This is a genomic window from Burkholderia torrens, assembly GCF_984668525.1.
This window is the reverse complement of the sequence record NZ_OZ480212.1, coordinates 2,558,006-2,579,741: the sequence shown is the minus strand read 5'-3', so window position 1 is coordinate 2,579,741 and position 21,736 is coordinate 2,558,006. Positions and strand designations below refer to the sequence as shown.

Sequence of the window (21,736 nt, the reverse complement as noted above, 5' to 3'; positions counted from 1 at the left end):
CGCCGCAGGACCGTTGCCGGTTTCAGCCCAACAGGGCCTTGCCGAGCGGTTTGACCGGCTCGGACCGGAGGACGAGGGAAGTCGTGACCGCGCCGAAGCGGGCGATTGCGTCGATGAGGGTCTCGAGCTGGCCGGGCGTCGGCACGAGCACCTTCAGCAAGAAGCAATCCTCGCCGGTCATGCGATGAATCTCGATGACGTGCGGCATCTCGGCGAACGCACTCAACGCGGGCTTGATGTGTTCGTGCGTCGTTCTCAGCCGGATGATGGCCATCATCCCCAACCCGAGCGCGACGGGATCGATCCGCGCGGTGTAACCGGCGATGATGCCGCGCTCCTCCAGGCGCTTGACGCGCTCCGACGTCGCCGGCTGCGACAGGCCGATGCGCCGGCCGACTTCGGACAACGGCGTGCGCGCATTCTCCTGCAACGCTTCGATGATCGAAATATCCAGGCGATCCAGTTCTCCATCGGGCATCTCGGTGTTCCTGTTCCGTTGATTCATCGGAATTCTGTCTCAATATCCGATGACTTGCCATTCCGTGTGGAAGCCCGGCGGGTCAGACTGGGAGCCCTCATGTTCAGGGAGACGGGAATGGATCGAAGCATCGTCATCGTGCCGGGGATCGGCAACTCGGGAGCGGATCACTGGCAGACCCACTGGGAAGCGGCGTTTCCACGTGCCGTGCGAATGGCGCCGGCGTCGTGGGACACCCCCGACTTGACGGACTGGATCGGGGCGCTCGATGCGGCCGTCGCGGAGGCCGGGACGCCGCCGGTCGTGGTGTGTCATTCCCTCGGGTGCCTGTTGTTCGCGCATTGGCGTGCCGCCGCAACGCGCGCTGTGCACGGGGCGTTTCTCGTGGCTGTGCCGGATCCGGACGGTCCGCGTTTTCCGGTCGAGGCACGGGCGTTCGCACGTGTGCCGGATGAGGATTTAGGCGACCGGCCGGTGGTGGCGATCGCAAGTTCGGACGATCCGTATGACCCGTCCGGGCGAGCCATCGCATGGGCGGCGGCCCGCGGCGCGAAGCCGCTGGTGCTCGGCGCGCGCGGCCATTTGAACGCGGCTTCCGGGTTGGCGCAGTGGCATGAGGGGCGCGCGCTTTTCGCCGCCTTTGCCGCCGGACTGGGCGCGTAGCGCACGCGTGCCGGGCGCGCGGCCGGTCAAGTATCATGGGCCGATCGGCGCACCGGTTCCGGCCATCGGGATCGACGCCCGCCACAACACGGTTTCCGTATCGGCCACGCCACGCGTGTCGTCGGTGCGGGCCCGAGGTCCGCACCGGCCTCGAACCACGATGGAGACACCGCGATGCGCGCAGCGCCGCAACCGGAGCACGCCGGCCCCTCGCGGCCGGACGCCGGCGCAACCGATCCCGACCGCATGGCCGCGTGGCGGCTCGCGATCGGCCTGTCGCTCGGCAGCGCGATCGCGCTCGGCCTCGCACGCTTTTCGTATGCGTTGCTGCTGCCGCCGATGAAGGCCGATCTCGGCTGGACGTTCGCGCAGGCCGGCGCGTTGAACACCGCGAACGCGGCCGGCTACCTGATCGGTGCGCTCGCGTTTCCGTTGCTGTCGCGGCGCTGGCGCGCGGGCACGCTGCTGGCGGCTGGCTGCGCGCTGACCGTGGTGCTGATGGCGACGTGCGGGCTCACGTCGGGCATGCACGCGCTGCTCGTGCAGCGGCTGGCAACGGGTGTCGGCAGCGCGCTGATCTTCATCAGCGGCGGTGTGCTGGCCGCGCGGCTCGCGTCGGCGTCGCCGCGCGATGCGGGGCTGCTGCTCGGCCTCTATTACGGCGGTACGGGTTGGGGCATCGTCGCGTCGTCGCTGCTCGTGCCGGCCACGCTCACGCAGGGCGTGCACGGCTGGCAGCCGGCATGGTTCGCGCTCGCGGCCGCATGCGTGCTGTTTTCGGCGGTGGCCGTGTCGGCCGCGCGCCGCATCGAGCATGGGCATGCGGCGCCGGCCAGGCCGCACGGCGGCGCGGTGCCGGCGGCAACCGCAAGCCCGGCCCGCTTCGCACTCGCGCTGGCCGGCTACGGCCTGTTCGGTGTCGGCTATATCGGCTACATGACGTTCATCGTCGCGCTGCTGCGCGGCGCGGGCATGAACGGCACGGTCGTTTCGGCGTTCTACGTGATGCTGGGTGTCGCGACCGTCGTGTCGGCGCGACTGTGGTCGGCGCTGCTCGACCGGATGCGCGGCGGCCAGGCGCTCGCCGTGCTCAACGCACTGCTCGGCATCGCGACGCTGATGCCCGCGATGTTCGTGCATCCGGCCGCCGCGTTTGCGTCGGGTGTGCTGTTCGGCGCGACGTTCCTGTCGGCCGTCGCGTCGACGACGGCCTTCGTGCGGCACAACCTGCCGCCCGACGGCTGGGCGAAGGGGATCAGCGCGTTCACGACGGTGTTTGCGTTCGGCCAGATCGCGGGGCCGGTCGCGATCGGCTGGGTGTCGGACAGCGCGGGGCTCGCGCGCGGGCTCGTGTATTCGGCGCTGACGCTGTTCGCGGGCGCGGCGCTTGCGGCCGGGCAGCGCGCATTGCGGCCGCCCGCGTAGTCACGCGAACGTCACCGCACGCAGGCGGTGCGCGATACGCGATGAAACGCGCGGCTGAAGTAGATGAGACTGTCGCCGTCGTCGCGCACGCGGATCGACGTCGCCTCGATGAACATCACCGAATGCGAGCCGACCTCCTTCATCTCGGCGATCGTGCCCTGCAGGCTCGCGAGCGCGTCGCGCAGCACGGGTACGTCCTGCTCGCCCCGATCCCACACGGGCAGGTCGAAACGCCGCTCCATCGGCAGGTCGGTGAGCCCTGCGAAGTGTCGTGCGAGCTGCTCGTGCTCGGCCGGCAGCACGTTGATGCAGACATGGCGGTTGCGCTCGAAGGTCGCGTGCATCGCGCTCGACCGGTTCAGGCACACGAGCAGCGTCGGCGGCGCATCGGTGACGGAGCACACGGCGCTCGCGGTGATCCCGCAGCGGCCGTGCGGCCCGGCCGTGGTGATCACGTTGACGGCTGCGCCGAGGTGGGCCATCGCCTGGCGGAAGGCCTTCTGCGCGTCGGTCGGTTCGACGCGGGCCGGTCGCTGGATATCGGTCGTGGAAGACATGGGCGCTCCTGGTTGGACGAAAGCAGCGATCGCGTCGCGCTGCCGGTGCAGCGCCGGATCGCCGACGATGACCCGAGCGTACGTCGCGAAAATGCGGCCGACCATTCGCACGATTGGCGATCGGGATGGCGTTCCTGCCGACGCGTCTAAAGGTTCTACCTAGATGCGTGCCGCCGCGTGCGAAAAAAACCGCGATTACGCGTTCGTGCGGCACGTGCAGGGGTTTGCAGCGGGTTTTCGGCTCGTTATGATGTGCCGCACATCCCCAGCGAACGACGCTCGCGGCACGCCGGTCACCGGCCTCTCGCGCAGCGCGTGCGATACCCATACCGATATTCAGCGAGACACCCGCGATGACGACGTCACCCGCACCGATCGTATACATCGTCGACGACGACGGCGGCATGCGGACGTCGCTCGCATGGTTGCTCGAATCGGTCGGCATCGCGTCCGAAGGGTTCGCGAACGCGGCCGATTTTCTCGCGCGCTTCGACGTGAACCTGCCCGCGTGCCTGGTGCTCGACGTGAGGATGCCGGAGAAAAGCGGCTTCGACGTGCAGGCCGAACTGAATGCGCGCGGCGCGACGCTGCCGGTGATCTTCGTCAGCGGGCACGGCGACATTCCGATGTCGGTGCGCGCACTGCAGAACGGCGCGATCGATTTCGTCGAGAAGCCCTACAACTCGCAGCAGATGCTCGAACGCGTACAGCGCGCGCTGCGGCTCGCGCAGCAGCGGCATGCGGTGAGCCAGCGTCACCGCGAGCTGCGCCAGCGGCTCGATGCGCTGACCGCGCGCGAGAAGGAAGTGCTGCGCGGCGTGGTGGACGGCAAGGGCAGCAAGCAGATCGCGGCGGACCTGTCGATCAGCGTGAAGACCGTCGACGTGCATCGCGCGAGCATCAAGGAGAAGCTCGGCGCGACGTCGATCGCCGCGCTCGTGCGCGACGTGATGGTCGTGTGGGGCGACGACGGCGAGTCGTCGCGATGAGGCGCCGGCGGGCTCAGCGCATGTACAGCCCGCCGTTGATGTCCCAACATGCGCCGTTCGCGAAATGCGCGTCGCCCGATGCGAGCAATACGGCTGCATCCGCGACGAACGCGGCCGACCCGAGCTTGCCGCCCGGCAGGCTCGCGAGTACCTGACGCAGCTTTTCCGGCGCGACGCTTTCATACACGATCGGCAGGTCGAGCGGGCCCGGCGAGATCGCGTTGACGGTCACGCCCTGCGCGGCGAGATCGCGTGCGAACACCTTGGTCAGCGTCAGCGTGCCGCCTTTCGCGGCCGCGTAGTGCGCACCCGTCGCCGAGCCGCCGTTCTGCCCCGCGAGCGACGCGATGTTGACGATGCGGCCCGCGCCGCGTTCCGCGAAATACCGGCCGAACACCTGGCAGCCGAACAGCACGCTGCGCAGGTTTACGTCGATCACCTGGTCGAACTGCTCGGCTGTGATCTCCATCGCCGGCACCACCTTCGACGCGCCCGCATTGTTGACGAGCACGTCGATCGTGCCCCAGCGCGCGACGAGCGCATCGCGCGCGGCTTCGAAATCGCGTTTCGACGTGACGTCGAGCGGCAGCGCGATCGCGCGTTCACCGCTCGGGTCGAGGTCGCGTGCATGCGCGTGAATGGCGTCGGCGGCGATATCGGCCAGCGCGACGCGGTAGCCGGCTGCATGAAAGCGCTCGGCGATGACGGCGCCGAGCCCGCGCGCGGCGCCGGTGACGAGGACGACTCGATCTGACATGGTGTGTGGTTCCCAAGTTCGCGGGCGCACGCCGGTTGAAGCGGCGCCCGCATCGTGATTCATGCGGCGAGTGCCGCTTCGAAATGTGCAGCGATCGCGCAGACCTGTTCGTCCGCGCCCTTGCGCCCGACGATCTGCAGGCCGGCCTTCAGCGGCGAGCCGGCGAGCGGCAGCGGCAGGCTGAGCGCCGGATGGCCGCTCAGGTTGAACGGCCGGATCAGCGACGACATCGCGATGACCGACATGCCGTCACGTGCCTGCTGCAGCGTGATCGGCAATGCAGGCAGCGTCGGCAGCACGAGCACGTCCGCGTGGTCCAGCGCTGCATCGACCTGCGCGGTGAAGCGTGTGCGGACGGCCTCGGCATCCTCGATTGCCGCGGGTGTCGTCGTCGCGGCCGAGCGCAGGCGCGCGTCGAGATCGGCGCCGAGCCGGCCGGTTTCGACCAGATGACCGAACGCGCGGGACGTTTCCGCATTGATGACGGTGAGCCCGGCCGCGAACGAGGCCGGCATGGCGTCGAGCGCGACTTCGTGCGAGCGCAGGCCCGATGCAAGAACGGCCGCGTCGAGCGCGGTGGCGATCGCCGGATCGGCTTCGACGGTGATGCGCGCAACCGTGCAACCCGACGCGGAGACAGTGGCTTGCGCACGATCGAAGCCCGGCGCGATCGCGGCCATCACCGCGACAAGCGTGCGGATATCGCGGGCGAACGGCCCGACGCAATCGAGCGTCGTGTCGGTGGGTGCGACGCCGCGCCGCGATACGCGGCCGAACGTCGGCTTCAGCCCCGCCACGCCGCAGCACGCGGCGGGCCCGCGAATCGAGCCGCCGGTATCGGTGCCGAGCGCTGCGTCGACGGCGCCGAGCCCGACGAGCGAGGCGGAGCCGCTCGACGAGCCGCCGGGAATGCGCGTCGGATCTTGCGGATTGACGGGCGTGCCCGTGTAGTCGTTGATGCCGGTCATCCCGAACGCGAGTTCGTGCATGTTCGCCTTGCCGGCGATCTGCCAGCCGGCGTCGAGCAGCAGGCGGACCACGTCCGCATGCCGGGCGGCCGGCGGCGCGCCGGCGAGCGCGCGGCTCGCCGCGCGGGTCGGGTGGCCCGCGATGTCGATCGTATCCTTGATCGCGATCGTGGGGCCGGGGCCGCCGAGCGTGAAGGTGTCGATGAAGCCTGTCATGGTCGGTATCGTGCGAAAGCAGGGGGAAGCATCAGGACCGTGGCGCGGCGGCGAGCGGCCAGGGGCCGTCGAGCACGCGCTCGGTGCGGAAATGGCGGATCAGCCATGCGGAGCCATTGGCAGCCGGCGCGAAATCGACGGTCAGCCGTGCGGCGATCAGCTCGGCCGTGCCGCTCGCATAGCGCGATGCCTGCAGCATGATCCAGCGGCCGCGCGCGCTCGCGTTGCCGGCGCCGATCTCGATCGATTCCGACGTCAGGAAGTGCAGGTTCGCCGAGAAATGCGGATCGGGCGGCAGGTAGCGGCCCAGCATCGCGACGATCGCGGCCGTGCCTTCGAGGCGGCCGAACTTCTGCGCGTACTGCGGGCCGATGCCTTCCCACACCGCGTCGGCGCAGAACAGCTCGGCGAGCGACGGGCCAGCGCCGGCATCCTCGGGCACGTCGCACAGCGCCATGTAGCGCGTGATCGTCGCGCGCACCGCGCGCTCGGCGTCGAGCGCCGCCATGCGCTGGACGAGCGCGTCGATCAGCTCCGGCGACAGGTCTGCCATCGCGCGCCTCACGCGGCGGGCTTCGCGGCCGGCGGCACGGCCAGCGCGCGGCCGACGCGCGCCTCGATCTTGCCGTAGCGCCACAGGTTGTATTCGCCGACGGGCGTCGTGCGGTACAGGTTGCACACGGCGACCGTCGTGTCGAAATCGGCGACGTCGGCCATGATGTAGAAGGTCCACGGCGCGCCGTCGGCCTGGCCGACCACGAGGCGATCGTCGTCCATCACGCCGAGCACGCGCACGCCGGGCATCGCTTCGACGGCCGCGAGCATCGCGCCGTACGCCTGCCACACTTCGCCGATCTTCTCGCGCGGCAGGTCGAAGAAGTTCTGCGACACGCCGCAGCAGAACAGGACGCGCAGCGGCAGCGAATTCGAATCGGACATATCAGGTTCTCCAGAGGAATCGGTGGAGCGCATGAAGCGGCGGGTAACGCCGTTTCGGCATCGGCTTCATGCGCATTCGAAAAATGGCTTGGGTCGACGCAGGTTACAGATAGCCGGGAAACGGCGTCACGCCGGTGAATACCGCACCGGCGCCGTCGAAGTTGCCCTCGCCGAGAAACGCGTGCTGCGTGACGACCATCGCGTCGCGCAGCAGCCGCTGCAACGGATGCGTGCGATAGATCGCCGCCGTGCCGCCGAGACGGTACGCGCGTTCGACGACGCTCGCGCCTTCGCGTGCGATCTGCGTCGCCGCGAGCCGCAGCAGGCTGACCTGGTCGGGCGTCACCGGGTTGCCGGCGAGGATCGATTGCCACACGCCGTCGGTCGCGTCATAGAAGAATGCGCGTGCCGAACGCAGTTGCGCTTCGGCCTTCGCGAGCTCGATGCGGTAGTACGCGCGATCGGCGAGACGCGGCGCGCCGGTCGTCGTCTGCCGGCCGCCGGACATGCGGTTCACGACGTCGAGCGCCGCACGCGCGAGCCCGAGGTTGACGACGGCCAGCACTTGCGCTGCGTACGCGACGGTCGGGTAGCGGTACAGCGGCTCGTCGACGGTCGGCTCGCCGCCACGCACGAAGGTCCACGCCTCGGGCACGAAGCGGTCGTTCACGCGCAGGTCGTGGCTGCCGGTGCCCTGCATGCCGACCACGCTCCAGTTCTCGACGATCTCGACGTCGGCCGCGCGGAACACGGCCGTGCGCGGCTTGTTCGGCGCGGCGTCCTGCGCGCCCGGCACGGCGATGCCGACGCCGAGCCAGTCGGCGCCCTTGCAGCCGCTCGCGAATTTCCACGTGCCGTTCACGCGCCAGCCGCCCGGCGCGGCCTGCGCGGGCTGCACCGGGAACAGGCCGCCCGCGAACACCTGGTCGGGGCCACTCGCGTACAGCTCGGCCTGGGTCTCGAGCGGCAGCGCGGCGAGATAGACGTTCGCGGAGCCGAAGCTCGCGACCCACGCAGCCGAACCGTCGGCGGTCGCGATCCGTTCGATCATGTCGAGGAACGCGGTCGGCGCGAGTGCATCGCCGCCGAAGCGGCGCGGCGTGCCCGCACGATAGATGCCGGCCTGCTTGAACAGCGCGATCACGTCGCGCGGCACGTGCGACAGGCGATCGAATTCCTCGCGGCGCGCGGCGACGGTCTCGATCACCGCGTCGAGCGGCGACGACGGCGCGGCAACGGTGCCTGCCACGGGCGGCGAGGACGGTGCGGGTTCGACGGCGAGGGCGGCTTGCGGCATGGTTGTCTCCTGGGGATAGGGTGCGATGTCGGGTTCGGTTGCGGGGGGCAAGGCAATGGAGCCAGTCTAGAAACGCCGAAAACACGCAGCAATTGGTGCGTTGGGCCGCGCGACTGGTGAGGTTCCGTGCCGGCCTAAAGAAATCTTCAGATGCGATCGGCGCGCACCGGTGCTATGTTGGGTTTCCGGCCGCGCGATGCCGCGCGCCTTCATCCGAATCCGATCATGAGTTTTCCCGACGAAGACGATTTCCACCGGCTGCTCGACGCGCTGACGACCTGCGTGCTGCTGCACGACGCGCAGACGAAGGCGATCGTGTGGGCGAATCGCGCCGCGTGCATCGCGCTCGGCTTTTCCGTCGAGGAATTGCTGCCGCTGAAGGCGCCGGACATGACGCGTCCCGAACCGAAGTACCAGCGCGAGATCGCGGTGAGCGCATGGGATCGCGCGCTCGTTGACGGGCCGCAGGTGTACGAATGGTGCTATCGATCGCGTACGGGTGTCGACATGCTGTCCGAGGCCACCGCGACCTACGTGCCGCTGCGCGGGCACGATGTCGTGATGGTGCAGTTCCGCGACATCAGCGCTGAAGAGGCGGTCCGCCAGCAACTGCGCCGCTACGAGGCGCGGCTGCGCGAATTCATGCAGGATCTCGACGAAGGCATCGCGGTCGTGACGCCGCACGGCGGCGTGCAGTTCATCAGCGAGTCGGGCCGCCGCGTGCTCGGGCTCGCGCCCGACGAATCGCTCGGCGAAGTGCTCGACTACTGCTCCGAGGCCGATCGCGACCGCCTTGTCGCACAACTGCGCGATGCGCCGTCGGCATACCCGTCCGCGCCGCAGCGCTACCGGATCGTGCGGCGCGACGGCTCGCCGTGCTGGCTGCGCATCCTGTGCCGGCAGGTCGAGATCGAAGGCGATCTCGACGGGCTGCTCGTGCAGTTCCGCGACGTGAGCGACGAGGTCGCGATCGAGGACGCGCGGCGCGCCGAAGCGCGGATGCTCGAATACGCGGGACGCTACAACGCGATGGGCGAGATGGCCAGCGTGATCGCGCACGAGCTGAGCCAGCCGCTCGCGGCCGTGCGCAACTTCATCGAAGGCGCGGTGCGGCGGCTGAACGGCAATGGCGCCGTCGACGACGCGATCTGGGGGCTGCGCAGCGCCGACCGGCAGGCCGAGCATGCGGCGCTGATCATCAAGAGCGTGCGCGAATTCATCGTGAAGCGCGAGCCGGTCGTCGCGGTCGCCGACCTGCGCGACATCCTTTCCGACGCGGCTTACTTCATCGAGCTGCGTGCGAAGGAAGCCGACGTGACGGTCTCGATCGTGCAGGCCGACGTGCCGCTGCCGATCCGCTGCGAGCGCGTGCTGATCGGGCAGGTGATCCTGAATCTGGCATTCAACGCGATCGAGGCGTTCGCCAGTTGCGAGCGCGTGCCTCGCATGCTGACGCTCGGTACGGCGAACGTGGCCGGGCACGCGGAGCTGCGCGCGATCGACAACGGCCCGGGCATTGCGGAAGATGCGCACGACCGGCTGTTCGACGGTTTCTCGTCGTCGAAGGCCGGCGGCAACGGGATCGGGTTGTCGCTGTGCAAGAGCATCGTCACGCGTCACGGCGGGCGGATCGCGGCGAGCCCGGCCGACGGCGGCGGCCTCGACTGCCGCGTGACGTTGCCGCTCGCCAGCGCGCACGCGTAGCCGCTGCGTCGTGTCATGGCCGGGCAGCGACGCGCGGCGCATGGTCAGCGCCCCAGCGCCCGCGCGGTCTGGCCGCCGATGCCGAAATCGGTGTTCGGAATGTCCTTGATGATCACGCGGGTGGCCTGCAGCGGCGCATCGAGCACGTTCGCACCCGCATCGGACAGCGCAGCGATCAGCGCGCGCTTCTGTTCGTCGGTGCGGCCGGCGATCAGGATCGCGAGGATCACCGGCAGCGACGGCGGCGCGCCGTCGGCGGCACTGCGGCCGCCGAGGCCGACATGCGTCGCGGGTAATTCGGTCAGCAGCACGCGCACCGATTCGATCGGTGCGCCGATCGATTCGACGGTCGCACCGGTCAGCCGTGCGATCAGTTCGGCCTTGCGGGCGTCGTCATGGCCGGCCGGCAGGAAAACTTCGAGTGTGGGCATGGTGGTCCGGAAAGGTGAAGGTTGCCGGCTCACCTTTGCACTTTTGCAGCGGTGAACCGGCGACGGCTTACAGCAGGAAGCCGATCGCGCTGAGCGCTTCGGTCGAGTCGATCAGGCGCACGACCTTCTCGGCGATCCGCATCTCGCCTTCGGCATCGACGTGCAGCTTGTGCGTGACGTCGGCCGCGAACAGCGTCGCGACGCCGCGCTTGTACGCGACGACGACCTGCGCCGATTTCAGCTCGACGGTGCCGGCGCTGCTGCTTTCCAGTGTGAAGCGTGACACGGTGCGCACCGTGCGCGCCGCGTCGGTCGCCGATGCCGAGTAACCGGACACCATCCGCTGCACGCGCTTCTCGCGCATGTCCCGGTCGTCGAACACGTAGTTCAGCGTCGCCGCGAAATCGGTCGTGTCGGGATCGATCGGCACCACGTAGTGGCCGGCCGGATCCCACAGGTCGAGCCACGCGCGGTAGTCGCGGCGGTCGAGCATCTCGGCTTCGCGCCACACGAATTCGACCGCGCGGGCGAAGGTCTGCTCGGAAAAGAGGGCGTTACGGTCGTCCATCACTGTTGCTCCATCATCTTTCGCCATTGCTGGTAGGCCTCGCGCATGCCGGTCTCGTCGGTCGCATGGGCGGTTTTTTCGCCGTTCGCGGCGGTCGTCTCGCGGTTCAGCCCGCGGTTCACGAGGATCGGCACGTCGGGGCCCGCATGCGCGCCGCGCTGCACGCGCTCCCACGCTTCCGCGTCGTCGGGGCTGCCGAAGCCGAACGGGCCCTGGAAATGCTCGTGGATGCGTAGCCGCTCGCGGTTCGCTTCGTCGGGGCCGCCGTCCATCGCGAGCGCGACGTGGCGGATCTCGGTCTCGTTCGCGGCGATCGGCCGCAGCACGCGGAAGAACGCCATCGACAGCGCGAGGTTCGGGAACAGGTTCAGGTTGAAGCCGACGCCCATCAGCGAGCGCACGATGCGGCGCACTTCTTCCGGCGCGTGGCGCTCGGCGAGCTTCGCGGCGAGCGGCGCGAAACGCTCGGGTAGCGGCGCGCCGTCGTCGTCGTCGAGGTCGATCAGCTCGGGCATCAGCACCGCGAGGCTGTGGCCGTTGCCGAGCCCGCGGCAGAACGCGTGCTCGCTCGTCATGAAGCTCGTGATTGCGGCGGCCGTCTCGTCGTCGATCGACTTCATCCACGACTTGTGCACGACCGGGAAGTGGTAGAGGTCGGTCGTATTCTCGAGCTGGATCTTCCAGTTGCCCTTGAACTTGAACTTGTGCTCGCCGTTCGCCTTGATCGGGTAGCCGGCGCCCTGTTTCATGAACAGGTCGATCCACGGCCTCGCGCCGCCGAGGAAATCCTCGAGCGGTTCGATGTCGTCGTTGAGGCTTGCGAAGATCAGCCCCTGGTACACGCCGACGCGCAGCTTCACGAGCGGCAGGTCGCCTTTCTCGCACACGCCTTCGTAGCCGTCGCCGTACGGCAGCGCGCGCAGCGTGCCGTCGAGTGCGTACGACCAGCTGTGATACGGGCACGTGAAGCCCTTCGCATTGCCCTTGTGCGATTCGCACACGGTCGCGCCGCGATGGCGGCAGCGGTTCTGCAGCACGTTGATCTCGCCGGTCTTGTCGCGCACGACGATCACCGGCTGGCGGCCGATCGTCGTCGTGATGAAGTCGCCGGGGTTCGGCAGCTCGCTTTCGTGCGCGACCCAGATCCAGGTGCGGTAGAAGATGCGGTCGAGCTCGGCTTCGAACAGCGCGGGATCGTGATACATCGCTGGCGCGATGCGGTCGGGCTGCGCGAGACCGTGCAGCGCGCGGGTGTCGATCGTCTGGTAGGAAATGTCGCTCATCGTCGTCGTGGGGAAAGAGTCGCGAAATCGGGCCGCGTCATGCGCGGTATCGGGTACCCAGTCTCGTCTTCCGCTACATATCCGTCAAATTGATCTAAAATTAGCCAGTCAATAAATACGGCCAATAATGGAGGCAACGATGACGTCGGTCGATCATCTCGATCTGAACCTGTTGCGCGTGTTCCAGGCGATCGTCGAGGAACGCAGCCTGACGAAGGCCGGCGAGCGGCTCGCGCTGTCGCAGCCGGCCGTCAGCTATTCGCTCGGCCGGCTGCGCACGCTGTTCGACGATCCGCTGTTCGTGCGCACGCGCGCCGGCATGCAGCCGACGCCGGTCGCGCTCGAGCTCGCGGGGATCGTCGGCAAGGCGCTCGACATGGTGCGCGTGGCGTTGCGCTACGCGGAGCGTTTCGATCCGGCCACCAGCACGCGCACGTTCCGGGTGTCGCTGTCGGATGCAGGCGAGATGGCGTACCTGCCGGCGATCTGCCAGGCGCTGCGCGAGCGCGCGCCGCGCGTGACGCTGAGCGTGCAGCCGCTGCCGGTGGAGGAGATCGAGGAGGCGTTGCGCGCGAGCCGGCTGGATTTCGCGATCGGCAACCTGCCGGAACTGATGCCGCGCACGCGCCACCAGGTGCTGTTCGAGGAAACCTACGTGTGCATGACGGGCCGCCGGCGCGGGCTGCCGGCCGGTGCCACGCTGAGTCTCGAGCAGTTCGTGCGCGCCGCGCACGTGAACGTGAAGTCGGTCGAGCATAGCCACCACGCGCTCGACGACGCATTGCGTGCGCAGGGCGTGGGCCGCAACATCGCGCTCGAAGTACCGCACTTCGTCGCGCTGCCGAGCGTGCTGTCGGTCACCGATCTCTACGCGACGCTGCCGAAGCGGCTCGCGCAGATCCTGAACCGCGACAACGCGTTCCGCCTCTATGACCTGCCCGTCACGCTGCCGCCAGCGCCCGTTACGATGCACTGGCACGAGCACTTCCACGAGGACGAGGGCAACGCGTGGATGCGTGCGCTGCTCGCCGAGCTCGTCGAGCGTTTCGACGACGTGTGACGGTGGCGGCGCGCGTTAGCCGCCTCAGAGATCCAGCACCAGCACCGCCGAACGTGCGCGCGACACGCAGCAGCAGATCACCGTGTTGCTCGCGCGTTCGGCTTTGCTGAGGCAGTGGTCGCGATGATCGGGCTCGCCGTCGACGACGGGCACCATGCAGGTGCCGCACACGCCTTCGCCGCATGACGTATCGACTTCGATGCCGATCCGCGCGAGCGCGTCGACGATCGACGTGTCGGGTGTCACGCGCACCGATTGCCCGCTGCGCTGCAACCGCACTTCGAAGCCGCCGGCCGGGCCGGTGCCGGCTTCGGCGTTGCCTGCCTCTGCGGCGACGGGGGCTGCAGCGAAGCGTTCGAGATGGATCGAGTCTTCGGGCACGCGCGTCGCGGCCGCCGCGACGACCGCATCCATGAACGCCGCCGGGCCGCACGTATAGACATGTGCGTGCGCATCGATCGATTCGACGCAACGGCCGAGTTCGGCCGCGAGCGCAGCGGGTTCGACGCCGTAGTGGAACGTCACGTGCGGCGCGAACGGCTCGGCCGACAGTGCATCGACGAAGGCTGCGTGCTCGCGGCTGCGTGCGAAATAGTGCAGTCGATAACGCGCGCCGCGCTTGTGCAGCGCATACGCCATCGACAGCAGCGGCGTGATGCCGATGCCGGCCGCGATCAGCACGTGTTCGCTTGCGTCATCCGCCAGACGAAACAGGTTGCGCGGCGCGCCGATCGACAGTTCGGCGCCGACGGCCACGTCGTCGTGCAGCGAACGCGAGCCGCCGCGCGACTGCGCCTCCTTCTTCACCGCGAACAGGTAGCTGCCGCGCTCGTCCGGGTTGCCGCACAGCGAGTACTGGCGCGTGATGCCGGACGGCGCGGTGACGTCGATATGGGCGCCCGGTTCGTACGCATCGAACGGCTGGCCGTCGATGCGCGAAACCCGGAAACAGCGGATGTCCTGCGCCGCGTCGATCAGCGCGTCGATCCGGACCTGGTGGCGGTTCGCTTGCATGGGAAATTCCGTGGGGTAGGAGGAAAGCGGCGCGGCAGGCACCGCGCCGTCATGCGATCGAGAATAGGGACGGGCATCGCATAAATCAAATCGATTAAAAAGCGATGCGTGAATCAGTGGAATAAATAATGGTTGGGGGCGCGATTGCGCTCAACGTACGGCAATCGCGTCGCCCGCATCGGCTGCCAGCGGCGCCGCTGCCGACGCGTGACCGCGTTCGCGATCGAGGCTGCGGCGATAGTGCCGGCAGCCGGCGGCGAGCAGCAGCGCCGCGAGCGTGGCCGCCGCGACGTTGACGATCGACATCGAATGGCCGACCGCGGCAGGCGCGCCGAACACGCGATCGGTGAACAGCGCGACGACGGTCGTGCCGATGCCGAGCGCGATCAGGTTCGACACGAGCAGGAACAGCGCGGAGATCTGCGCGCGCATCTGGTTCGGCGCGAGCGTCTGCATCGCGGCGGTCGACGTCGGCATCGGGAACGACGCGAAGAACATCGCGACGACCAGCATCGCCAGCGACGCGGGCAGGCTGTCGAGCTGCGTGAACAGCGTCGCGGGAATCACCATGCACGCGGCACCGATCGCACCGGCGCGCATCGGCGCATCGGTCCGGCCGCGCCGCAGCAGCCAGTCGTTGAGCCAGCCGCCGCAGAACACGCCGGCCGTATTCGCGACGAGCAGCACGATGCCGAGCGTGTAGCCGGCTTCGACTGCCGTCATCCCGAAGCGGCGGATATAGAACGCGGGCGTCCAGCTCAGCAGGCAGTACAGCGTCATCGCGTAGAACGAGAAGCCGAGGTAGTGGCACGAGAAGGTCGCGCGATGCGTGCCGACGAAGCGCAGCGAATCGCGCATCGACACGCGCCGCACGGCACCCGAGCGGTCCTGCGCGAGCCCCTTGCGCTGCGGGTCGCGCACGGTCGCGGCGAACAGCAACGCGACGAGGATCCCCGGCAGCCCGACGATCAGGAACGTGACCTGCCACGCGTGCACCTGCCCGACGACCGGCAGCGTGAACGCGCTCGCATGCTTGAGCAGCGCGATCACGTAGCCGCCGATCAGGAACGCGACGCCGCCGCCGATGAACGAGCCGAGCGAGTACACGGCGATCGCGCGCCCGAGCTTCTCCTTCGGGAAGTAGTCGGCGAGCATCGAATACGCGCCGGGCGACAGCGCGGCTTCGCCGACGCCCACGCCCATCCGCGCGATGAACATCTGCACGAAATGCTGGCTGAGCCCGCACGTGGCGGTCGCGACGCTCCACAGCGCGATGCCGATCGAGATGATGCGCGGGCGCGCATAGCGGTCGGCGAGATACGCGACGGGCAGCCCCATCACCGCGTAGAACAGCGAGAACGCGAAGCCGTTGAGCAGGCTGAACTGCGTGTCGGACAGATGCAGGTCGCGCTTGATCGGCTCGATCATCAGCACGAGGACCTGGCGGTCGACGAACGAAAAGACGTACGCGAGCATGCAGATGACGACGACATACCATTCGTACGTATAGCGCTTGCCGTCGGCAGCGCGGGCCGTGAATGCGGACATGCGGGTTCTCCAGGAGCGGGCGGTGGAAAAGCGCGGCATCGGCCTGGCGGGCCGGGCGCCGTCGCGGCGCGAAAGCGTGCGGGTGACACGATCGGAAACGCAGCGTAGTCGGCCAAATTCGGCCGCCATAGCCGGAGTGACAGCGGCGCCACACGGACATTTACCGACCCGGATAAAGAAAACACCGAGGCCGAGCGCGCGGGCCGCCGCGCAGCGCGCGTGCGGCGGGGCGCGCGCGCCTCATGCGGCGCATCTATAAGCGTTATAGAGCGCATTGCGTCGACGTCCGAAATTGTCGTTCCTAGACTCGGCCCGTTTTTGATCGGCAGCGTTGGCCCGTTGCGGCGGACGCGCATCACACCACGCGGCGCGACGCCGACCGGCGCCGGCACTTCTACGGGACGACGAAGATGAACCAACCGAACGGGCGAGCCGACCGGCTTGCCGCACCGCTTGCCGCGCTGCTCGCGTGCATCGCACTGCCGGCCGCCGCGCAGTCGAGCGTGACGCTCTACGGCCGCATCGACACCGCGATCGAATACGCGAACGCCGGGCCGAACCACGTGACGCGCATGGGCAGCGGCAACCTGTGGGCGTCGCAGTGGGGGCTGAAGGGTGTCGAGGATCTGGGCGGCGGCTACGCGACGATCTTCAAGCTCGAGGACGGCTTCAACGCGGGCAGCGGTGCGCTGTCGAACAGCAGCGCGCTGTTCGGCCGCGAAGCGTGGGTCGGCATCACGGGGCCGTTCGGCGGCGTGCAGTTCGGCGAGCTCTACACGATCCTGCATACGACGCTCGTCACGTACAGCCTGCCCGGGCTCGGCGCGGGGCTTGCATGGGGCAACGCGACCAACAACTTCGTCGGGCCCGCGTTCCTGCGCGTACGCAACTCGATGCGCTATACGTCGCCGCGCTACGCGGGCTTCCTGCTGCGTGCGATGGCCGCGCGCGGCGCCAACGGCGCGGCCGGCCAGCCGGCGACGCTCGGCGATACGTACGGCGCTGGCATCAACTACGTGCGCGGCGGGCTGTCGGTCGACGTCGACTACATGCAGCAGAAGTTCAGCCCGGTCGCCGCATCGACGCTCGGCGCGACGAGCACGGCCGAGAACGGCAACTACACGCTCGGCGCGATTTCGTATGACTTCAATGTCGTGAAGGTGGCCGCACTGTACCTGCGCCACCGCGGCGGCCCGGACGTCGCGACCGCGATCGACAGCCAGAGCGCGTATCCGCACAGCGACATCATGGAACTCAGCGCGACGGTGCCGATCGGGCGCGCGTCGCTGCTGTTGAGCGTCGGCCATTACCGGAAGGTCGCGGATAGCGACGGCAACGCCGATTCGTACGGCATCCGCTTCGACTATCCGCTGTCGAAGCGGACGGTGCTGTATACGGGCGCCGCGATGGTGCGCAACGGCGCGCATGCGCGCTTCGTCGTCAACGGCGCGGCGGGCGGCGGTGTCGCGGTCGCCAGGCCGGGTGCGACCGCGAGCTCGCTCGTCGCGGGGATCCTCACGTCGTTCTAGGCGTTCCGGCGGGCGCGCGCCCGTGCGCGGGCCCGCTTGCGCCGCTACGCGCAGGCGGGCGGCTGCGGCGCGAGCCATGCGTCGAACGGCGCCTGCTCGCCGATGTTGAACAGTTCGAGCAGCAGCGCGCGCAGCCAGCGATGGCCGGGGTCCGCGTCGAAGCGCCGGTGCCAGTACGCGTTGACGGCCCATTCGCCGGCGCCGGCGATGTCGTACAGCACGCACGGCTGCCGCGCGGCGAACGTGATCGCGATCGTCTCCGGCAGGATCAGCGCGTAGTCGCCGTCCTGCAGCAGCGCGGGCACCACCATGAAATCGGGCAGCGCCGCGCGTACGCGCGGCATCAGCGCGTGCCGTTCGAGCAGCTGCATCGACTGCGGATGCGACGTGACCGCGACGAAGCGCAGCGCGTCGGGCGCCGCGCCGTCGAGCACGAAATCGTCGGGTAGTCCGACGCGCTGCGCGGTGCGGCGCGGCATCAGCAGCACGCAGCGCTCGTGCAGCAGTGCGGTGCGCTGGAAGTGGCTCGACGCATCGGCGAAATGCCCGAGCGCGAAATCGATGCGCCCCGATTCGAGCGCGACGTTGAGCTGGCATTCGTCGACGTGCAGCGTCTCGATCACCGCGCCCGGCGCGCGCCGGTCGAACGCGGCGAGCAGCGTCGGCAGGAATGCGCTCGCCGCGAAATCGCTCATGTGCAGGCGGAACACGCGCTGCGTGCTGTCGGGTGTGAAGCGCGAGCCTTCGTCGAGCACGTCCTGCAGGATCGCGAGCGCCTTGTCGACGGAGATCGCGAGCCGCTGCGCGCGCGGCGTCGGCTCGACGCCGGTGCCGGTGCGCACGAACAGCGCGTCGCGGAACATCAGTCGCAGCCGGCCGAGCGCGTAGCTAACCGACGGCTGCGTGACGCCGAGCCGCAGCGCCGCACGTCCCACGTGCCGCTCCTCGTACACCGCACGAAACGTCTTCAGCAGGTTGAGATCGAGGTCCTGCACGCGCAGGCCGTCGGGCGAGTCGGCATCGTGCGCGGAAGGTTCGGCGCGGACTGGGGCCGCCGGGCGGCCTGAAGCGGTGGGCGTCATCGTGGTTGCCTCGCGGTGACGGAAGGCGCATGGCCGTAGCGTCGCGCATACGCCTTCGCGAAATGGCCGAAGCCATGGATGCCGTGCGCGATCAGCACGTCGGTCACACTGCGTGCGTCGCCGCGCTGCAGCGCCGCGTGCACGGCCGCAAGCCGGCGCTCGCGCACGTACGCGGCCGGCGTGGTGTGCAGGAACGTGCGGAACGCGTGCTGCAGCGTGCGCGGCGCGACACCCGCGACCTTTGCCAGCGGCGCCAGCGCGAGCGGTTCGCCGAGATGTGCATCGACGTGATCGCACGCACGGCGCACGTGCGCCGGCAGCAGCGGCGTGCCGCGTGAGAGTGCGTCACTGTACGAGTGCGGCAGGTGCGTGAGCAGCAGTGACATCAGCCACGCGGTGAGGTCGGCACCGAGCACCGGCCACGCCGTGCCGATGCCCGGCTGCGCGCCGAGCCGGCACAGGTACTCGAAGGTCGGCAGCACGAGCGCGGCGCCGGTGCCGCCGCTCGCGAGTTCGAACTGCAACGGCCGCTTGAGTGTCGCCTTCAGCATGTCCTGCAGCTTGCGTTCGAGCGCGTCGCGTTCGAGCCGCAGCACGAGGTTGCGGCAATCGGGGCTCGTGCGCAGTCGGCTCGCGAGCGCCGGCGACGATACCGTCAGCTCGCCGGGGCCCGCGTGTGCGACGACGCTGCCGGCCCGCAGCTCGCACGTCCCGGCGAGCGTCAGCCTGAACAGGAAGTGATCGGCATCGTCGCCGAAATCGATACGCGTTTCGCGGCCGTAGCAGAGTTCGAGCAGCGCACCGTGATGCAGCGGCACTTCATACAGTTCGGCATGAAACGGATCGCGGCCGTACGCGGCCATCCGGTGCGGCCCGAGCCGGTGCGCGACCGCGCGTTCGACTTCGTCGGGCGCCTGCAGCGTGCCGAGCCGGTTCGGCGCATGGCGGGAAAGGGCGATGTCCATCGATAGACCTCGTAGCGGATGCAGGGGCGCGGCAGGATGCGCCGCGCCGCGATTGCGTTGCGCGAACGGGCGTGTCGTTGCGCGTTTTGAAGCGACGCGGCGAGGGCGGCCGCGTAGTCTCGGAAACACTCAATCACCGGGAGAAAACGATGAAGGCATGTGTTCTGGGCGGCGGCCACGGCTGCCATGCGGCAGCGATCGACCTGCTCGAGAAGGGCCACGACGTCACGTGGTGGCGGCGCGACCGCGAGCCGCACGCGCGGCTGCGCGAGTTGGGCGTGCTGAACGTGACCGACCATCGCGGCAGGCGGACAGTGCCGCTCGGCGACGCGCCCGGTGCGATCCGCCTGACCGACGACCTCGCGGCCGCGCTGCGCGGTGCGCAGCTCGTCGTGGTGCCGCTGCCGTCCACGTCGCACGGCGCGCTGGCCGCGCAGGTTGCGCCGCTGCTGGAGGACGGTCAGGTCGTCTTCCTGCCGCCCGGCACGTTCGGCAGCGTCGTGTTCGCGCGTGCGGCGGCCGAAGCCGGCAATCGCTCGCGCGTCGCGTACGCCGAAACGGGCACGCTGCCGTACCTCGTGCGCAAGCACGGCGACAACGACGTCGTGATCAGCGCGTACGCGACGCGCCTGCCGACCGGCGTGTTGCCGGCGAATGCGGCGGGCTGGGCGTTCGACGTGCTGCGCGCGGGCTATCCGTCGGTCGAGCCGGTCGAGGATGCGTTGTCCGGCGCGCTGATGAATGCGGGCCCCGTGATCCATCCGCCGCTGATCCTGATGAACGCCGGTCCGCTCGAACACTTCGATGCGTGGGATATCCACAACGAAGGCACGCAACCGTCGATCCGCCGCGTGACGAATGCGCTCGACGCCGAACGCATCGCGGTGCGCGAAGCGCTCGGCTACCGTGCGCCGCATTTCCCGCTCGCCGATCACTACGCGACCGAAGGCGACGAATGGATGTACGGGCGCGGCGCGCACGGCAAGCTGACCGATAGCGGCGACTGGCGCGAGAAGATCGATTTGCGTACGCATCGCTACATGCTCGAGGACACCCGGCTCGGGCTGTCGTTCATCGTGTCGTGCGGGCGCTGGGCCGGCGTGCCGACGCCCGTCGCGCAGGGGCTGCTGAGCGTCGCGAGCGCGGTCGCCGCGCGCGACCTGTATGCGCAAGGGCGCACGCTGGAACGGCTCGGGCTTGCAGCGCTGTCGAAGGACGCGATGCGCGCGCTGCTCGACAAGGGGTACACGGCATGAAGGCGGCCGCTGATGTGATGCGCGTGCATGTGCTCGGCGCGGGACGCATGGGGCAGGGGATCGCGCTCGTGTTCGCGTTCGCAGGCCTCGACGTGACGCTGATCGACTTCAAGCGGCGCGATGCGGCCGGCTGGCACGTGTTCGAGGCGCGGACGCGCGACGAGATCACAAGGCCGCTGCACGCGCAGGTCGCGCTCGGCCGCATCGATGCCGCACAGGCCGGTGCCGTGGTTGCGCGCATCGCGCTCGTCTCGCATGGCGGCGCGGCGGAAGCGGTGCGCGATGCCGATATCGTGTTCGAAGCGCTGCCCGAAGTGCTGGATGCGAAAGCCGACGCGCTGCGCTGGCTCGGCGACCACATCGATGCCCATGCAACGGTCGCGTCGACCACGTCGACGTTCGTCGTCACCGAGCTGCAGCGCCATGTCGTGCACCCCGAGCGGATGCTGAACGCACACTGGCTGAATCCCGCGCTGCTGATGCCGCTCGTCGAGATCAGCCGCAGCGAGGCGACGGATCAAGCCGTCGTCGACATGCTCGCCGCGCTGCTCGAACGCGTCGGCAAGAAGCCGGTGATCTGCGGGCCGGCGCCGGGCTATATCGTGCCGCGCATCCAGGCGCTCGCAATGAACGAAGCCGCGCGGATGGTAGAGGAGGGCGTCGCGAGTGCCGAAGACATCGACACGGCGATCCGCACCGGCTTCGGCCCGCGCTTCGCGGTGCTCGGGCTGCTCGAATTCATCGACTGGGGCGGCTGCGACATCCTGTACTACGCGTCGAAGTACCTGGCCGGCGAGATCGGCCCGCGCTTCGCACCGGCCGCGAGCGTCGTGCGGAACATGGAAGCCGGGCGCGACGGCGTGCGCACGGGCGCCGGCTTTCACGACTATGCGGACGTCGACGTCCCCGCATACATGCAGAAGCGGCTCGGCGAATTCGCGCGGCTGCTCGATCACCTGGGACTCGCACCGGCGTTCGACAGCGCACGGCACGAAGCCGGGCGCTGA

At 69.1% G+C, this 21,736-nt stretch carries 22 protein-coding genes; 8 read left to right on the top strand and 14 right to left on the bottom strand.

The window, feature by feature from the left end:
• Nucleotides 1-22: 22 nt before the first annotated feature.
• A complete protein-coding gene (locus AC5LXX_RS27790) occupies nucleotides 23-478 on the bottom strand; it encodes an Lrp/AsnC family transcriptional regulator (RefSeq protein WP_493403846.1) in 456 nt (151 codons plus the stop codon).
• 117 nt (nucleotides 479-595) lie between these two features.
• Here AC5LXX_RS27790 and AC5LXX_RS27785 point away from each other — a divergent pair, with 117 nt between their 5' ends.
• Nucleotides 596-1,141: an RBBP9/YdeN family alpha/beta hydrolase gene (locus AC5LXX_RS27785; protein WP_493411818.1), complete on the top strand. Its 546-nt coding sequence runs from the start codon at nucleotides 596-598 to the stop codon at nucleotides 1,139-1,141.
• A gap of 174 nt (nucleotides 1,142-1,315) precedes the next feature.
• Nucleotides 1,316-2,566: a YbfB/YjiJ family MFS transporter gene (locus AC5LXX_RS27780; protein ID WP_493411817.1), complete on the top strand. Its 1,251-nt coding sequence runs from the start codon at nucleotides 1,316-1,318 to the stop codon at nucleotides 2,564-2,566.
• Between the two features lie 11 nt (nucleotides 2,567-2,577).
• Here the strand turns inward: AC5LXX_RS27780 and hpaC are convergent, their stop codons facing one another.
• Nucleotides 2,578-3,123 (bottom strand): 4-hydroxyphenylacetate 3-monooxygenase, reductase component, encoded by a 546-nt coding sequence (gene hpaC, locus AC5LXX_RS27775; RefSeq protein WP_322082323.1) that lies wholly within the window; start codon nucleotides 3,121-3,123, stop codon nucleotides 2,578-2,580.
• A gap of 353 nt (nucleotides 3,124-3,476) precedes the next feature.
• On the opposite strand from hpaC, the gene AC5LXX_RS27770 reads away from it, so the two are divergent.
• Entirely contained in the window at nucleotides 3,477-4,112 is a 636-nt protein-coding gene (locus tag AC5LXX_RS27770; protein ID WP_493411816.1) for a response regulator transcription factor, read from the top strand.
• Between the two features lie 13 nt (nucleotides 4,113-4,125).
• On the opposite strand, the gene AC5LXX_RS27765 is transcribed toward AC5LXX_RS27770, so the two are convergent.
• From AC5LXX_RS27765 to AC5LXX_RS27745, 5 genes are all read right to left on the bottom strand, one after another.
• Entirely contained in the window at nucleotides 4,126-4,869 is a 744-nt protein-coding gene (locus AC5LXX_RS27765; RefSeq protein ID WP_282507659.1) for an SDR family NAD(P)-dependent oxidoreductase, read from the bottom strand.
• A 59-nt stretch (nucleotides 4,870-4,928) separates the two neighbouring features.
• Nucleotides 4,929-6,053, bottom strand: coding sequence for an amidase (locus AC5LXX_RS27760; RefSeq protein ID WP_493411815.1), 1,125 nt, complete (start codon nucleotides 6,051-6,053; stop codon nucleotides 4,929-4,931).
• Nucleotides 6,054-6,084: 31 nt separating this feature from the next.
• Complete coding sequence (locus AC5LXX_RS27755; protein WP_493411814.1) at nucleotides 6,085-6,606, bottom strand: nuclear transport factor 2 family protein; 522 nt, start codon at nucleotides 6,604-6,606, stop codon at nucleotides 6,085-6,087.
• A gap of 8 nt (nucleotides 6,607-6,614) precedes the next feature.
• Nucleotides 6,615-6,992, bottom strand: a complete 378-nt coding sequence (locus tag AC5LXX_RS27750; protein WP_493411813.1) for a hypothetical protein — start codon at nucleotides 6,990-6,992, stop codon at nucleotides 6,615-6,617.
• Nucleotides 6,993-7,095: 103 nt separating this feature from the next.
• Nucleotides 7,096-8,289, bottom strand: coding sequence for an acyl-CoA dehydrogenase family protein (locus tag AC5LXX_RS27745; RefSeq protein ID WP_493411812.1), 1,194 nt, complete (start codon nucleotides 8,287-8,289; stop codon nucleotides 7,096-7,098).
• A gap of 150 nt (nucleotides 8,290-8,439) precedes the next feature.
• On the opposite strand from AC5LXX_RS27745, the gene AC5LXX_RS27740 reads away from it, so the two are divergent.
• A complete protein-coding gene (locus AC5LXX_RS27740) occupies nucleotides 8,440-9,993 on the top strand; it encodes a sensor histidine kinase (protein WP_493411811.1) in 1,554 nt (517 codons plus the stop codon).
• A gap of 44 nt (nucleotides 9,994-10,037) precedes the next feature.
• Here AC5LXX_RS27740 and AC5LXX_RS27735 read toward each other — a convergent pair whose 3' ends face one another.
• The 3 genes from AC5LXX_RS27735 to AC5LXX_RS27725 all read right to left on the bottom strand — a co-directional run bounded on the left by AC5LXX_RS27735 (nucleotide 10,038) and on the right by AC5LXX_RS27725 (nucleotide 12,275).
• Complete coding sequence (locus AC5LXX_RS27735; RefSeq protein ID WP_493411810.1) at nucleotides 10,038-10,424, bottom strand: tautomerase family protein; 387 nt, start codon at nucleotides 10,422-10,424, stop codon at nucleotides 10,038-10,040.
• Between the two features lie 67 nt (nucleotides 10,425-10,491).
• Nucleotides 10,492-10,995, bottom strand: a complete 504-nt coding sequence (locus AC5LXX_RS27730; RefSeq protein ID WP_493411809.1) for an aromatic-ring-hydroxylating dioxygenase subunit beta — start codon at nucleotides 10,993-10,995, stop codon at nucleotides 10,492-10,494.
• On the bottom strand, nucleotides 10,992-12,275 hold the full coding sequence (locus tag AC5LXX_RS27725) for an aromatic ring-hydroxylating oxygenase subunit alpha (protein WP_493411808.1): 1,284 nt from the start codon (nucleotides 12,273-12,275) through the stop codon (nucleotides 10,992-10,994). Before AC5LXX_RS27725 ends, AC5LXX_RS27730 begins: the two co-directional genes overlap by 4 nt.
• 139 nt (nucleotides 12,276-12,414) lie before the next feature.
• Between AC5LXX_RS27725 and AC5LXX_RS27720 the strand changes: the two genes are divergently transcribed.
• On the top strand, nucleotides 12,415-13,335 hold the full coding sequence (locus AC5LXX_RS27720) for a LysR family transcriptional regulator (protein WP_493411807.1): 921 nt from the start codon (nucleotides 12,415-12,417) through the stop codon (nucleotides 13,333-13,335).
• 24 nt (nucleotides 13,336-13,359) lie between these two features.
• Here AC5LXX_RS27720 and AC5LXX_RS27715 read toward each other — a convergent pair whose 3' ends face one another.
• Nucleotides 13,360-14,349: a PDR/VanB family oxidoreductase gene (locus AC5LXX_RS27715; RefSeq protein WP_493411806.1), complete on the bottom strand. Its 990-nt coding sequence runs from the start codon at nucleotides 14,347-14,349 to the stop codon at nucleotides 13,360-13,362.
• 150 nt (nucleotides 14,350-14,499) lie between these two features.
• Nucleotides 14,500-15,897, bottom strand: a complete 1,398-nt coding sequence (locus tag AC5LXX_RS27710) for a spinster family MFS transporter (protein ID WP_493411805.1) — start codon at nucleotides 15,895-15,897, stop codon at nucleotides 14,500-14,502.
• A 410-nt stretch (nucleotides 15,898-16,307) separates the two neighbouring features.
• On the opposite strand from AC5LXX_RS27710, the gene AC5LXX_RS27705 reads away from it, so the two are divergent.
• On the top strand, nucleotides 16,308-17,426 hold the full coding sequence (locus AC5LXX_RS27705) for a porin (RefSeq protein ID WP_493411804.1): 1,119 nt from the start codon (nucleotides 16,308-16,310) through the stop codon (nucleotides 17,424-17,426).
• 44 nt (nucleotides 17,427-17,470) lie between these two features.
• On the opposite strand, the gene AC5LXX_RS27700 is transcribed toward AC5LXX_RS27705, so the two are convergent.
• The gene (locus AC5LXX_RS27700; RefSeq protein ID WP_493411803.1) at nucleotides 17,471-18,508 is read right to left on the bottom strand and encodes a LysR family transcriptional regulator; all 1,038 of its coding nucleotides are present in this window, start codon (nucleotides 18,506-18,508) and stop codon (nucleotides 17,471-17,473) included.
• Nucleotides 18,505-19,473 carry an AraC family transcriptional regulator gene (locus AC5LXX_RS27695; protein WP_493411802.1) on the bottom strand — a complete coding sequence of 323 codons (969 nt, stop codon included), beginning with the start codon at nucleotides 19,471-19,473 and terminating at the stop codon, nucleotides 18,505-18,507. The genes AC5LXX_RS27700 and AC5LXX_RS27695 overlap by 4 nt, the downstream gene beginning before the upstream one ends.
• 149 nt (nucleotides 19,474-19,622) lie before the next feature.
• Here AC5LXX_RS27695 and AC5LXX_RS27690 point away from each other — a divergent pair, with 149 nt between their 5' ends.
• Together AC5LXX_RS27690 and AC5LXX_RS27685 are read left to right on the top strand one after the other, a co-directional pair.
• Nucleotides 19,623-20,729, top strand: a complete 1,107-nt coding sequence (locus tag AC5LXX_RS27690; protein WP_493411801.1) for an NAD/NADP octopine/nopaline dehydrogenase family protein — start codon at nucleotides 19,623-19,625, stop codon at nucleotides 20,727-20,729.
• Nucleotides 20,726-21,736, top strand: coding sequence for a 3-hydroxybutyryl-CoA dehydrogenase (locus tag AC5LXX_RS27685; protein ID WP_493411800.1), 1,011 nt, complete (start codon nucleotides 20,726-20,728; stop codon nucleotides 21,734-21,736). Before AC5LXX_RS27690 ends, AC5LXX_RS27685 begins: the two co-directional genes overlap by 4 nt.

Bases quoted from the DNA above. Each gene is read 5' to 3' on its own strand.
- AC5LXX_RS27785 (WP_493411818.1), top strand. From the start codon at position 596: ATGGATCGAAGCATCGTCATCGTGCCGGGGATCGGCAACTCGGGAGCG.
- AC5LXX_RS27690 (WP_493411801.1), top strand. From the start codon at position 19,623: ATGAAGGCATGTGTTCTGGGCGGCGGCCACGGCTGCCATGCGGCAGCG.
- AC5LXX_RS27740 (WP_493411811.1), top strand. From the start codon at position 8,440: ATGCGATCGGCGCGCACCGGTGCTATGTTGGGTTTCCGGCCGCGCGAT.
- AC5LXX_RS27745 (WP_493411812.1), bottom strand. From the start codon at position 8,289: ATGCCGCAAGCCGCCCTCGCCGTCGAACCCGCACCGTCCTCGCCGCCC.
- AC5LXX_RS27695 (WP_493411802.1), bottom strand. From the start codon at position 19,473: ATGGACATCGCCCTTTCCCGCCATGCGCCGAACCGGCTCGGCACGCTG.
- hpaC (WP_322082323.1), bottom strand. From the start codon at position 3,123: ATGTCTTCCACGACCGATATCCAGCGACCGGCCCGCGTCGAACCGACC.
- AC5LXX_RS27750 (WP_493411813.1), bottom strand. From the start codon at position 6,992: ATGTCCGATTCGAATTCGCTGCCGCTGCGCGTCCTGTTCTGCTGCGGC.
- AC5LXX_RS27720 (WP_493411807.1), top strand. From the start codon at position 12,415: ATGACGTCGGTCGATCATCTCGATCTGAACCTGTTGCGCGTGTTCCAG.
- AC5LXX_RS27735 (WP_493411810.1), bottom strand. From the start codon at position 10,424: ATGCCCACACTCGAAGTTTTCCTGCCGGCCGGCCATGACGACGCCCGC.
- AC5LXX_RS27790 (WP_493403846.1), bottom strand. From the start codon at position 478: ATGCCCGATGGAGAACTGGATCGCCTGGATATTTCGATCATCGAAGCG.
- AC5LXX_RS27765 (WP_282507659.1), bottom strand. From the start codon at position 4,869: ATGTCAGATCGAGTCGTCCTCGTCACCGGCGCCGCGCGCGGGCTCGGC.
- AC5LXX_RS27725 (WP_493411808.1), bottom strand. From the start codon at position 12,275: ATGAGCGACATTTCCTACCAGACGATCGACACCCGCGCGCTGCACGGT.
- AC5LXX_RS27770 (WP_493411816.1), top strand. From the start codon at position 3,477: ATGACGACGTCACCCGCACCGATCGTATACATCGTCGACGACGACGGC.
- AC5LXX_RS27685 (WP_493411800.1), top strand. From the start codon at position 20,726: ATGAAGGCGGCCGCTGATGTGATGCGCGTGCATGTGCTCGGCGCGGGA.
- AC5LXX_RS27760 (WP_493411815.1), bottom strand. From the start codon at position 6,053: ATGACAGGCTTCATCGACACCTTCACGCTCGGCGGCCCCGGCCCCACG.
- AC5LXX_RS27780 (WP_493411817.1), top strand. From the start codon at position 1,316: ATGCGCGCAGCGCCGCAACCGGAGCACGCCGGCCCCTCGCGGCCGGAC.
- AC5LXX_RS27710 (WP_493411805.1), bottom strand. From the start codon at position 15,897: ATGTCCGCATTCACGGCCCGCGCTGCCGACGGCAAGCGCTATACGTAC.
- AC5LXX_RS27705 (WP_493411804.1), top strand. From the start codon at position 16,308: ATGAACCAACCGAACGGGCGAGCCGACCGGCTTGCCGCACCGCTTGCC.
- AC5LXX_RS27755 (WP_493411814.1), bottom strand. From the start codon at position 6,606: ATGGCAGACCTGTCGCCGGAGCTGATCGACGCGCTCGTCCAGCGCATG.
- AC5LXX_RS27700 (WP_493411803.1), bottom strand. From the start codon at position 18,508: ATGACGCCCACCGCTTCAGGCCGCCCGGCGGCCCCAGTCCGCGCCGAA.
- AC5LXX_RS27715 (WP_493411806.1), bottom strand. From the start codon at position 14,349: ATGCAAGCGAACCGCCACCAGGTCCGGATCGACGCGCTGATCGACGCG.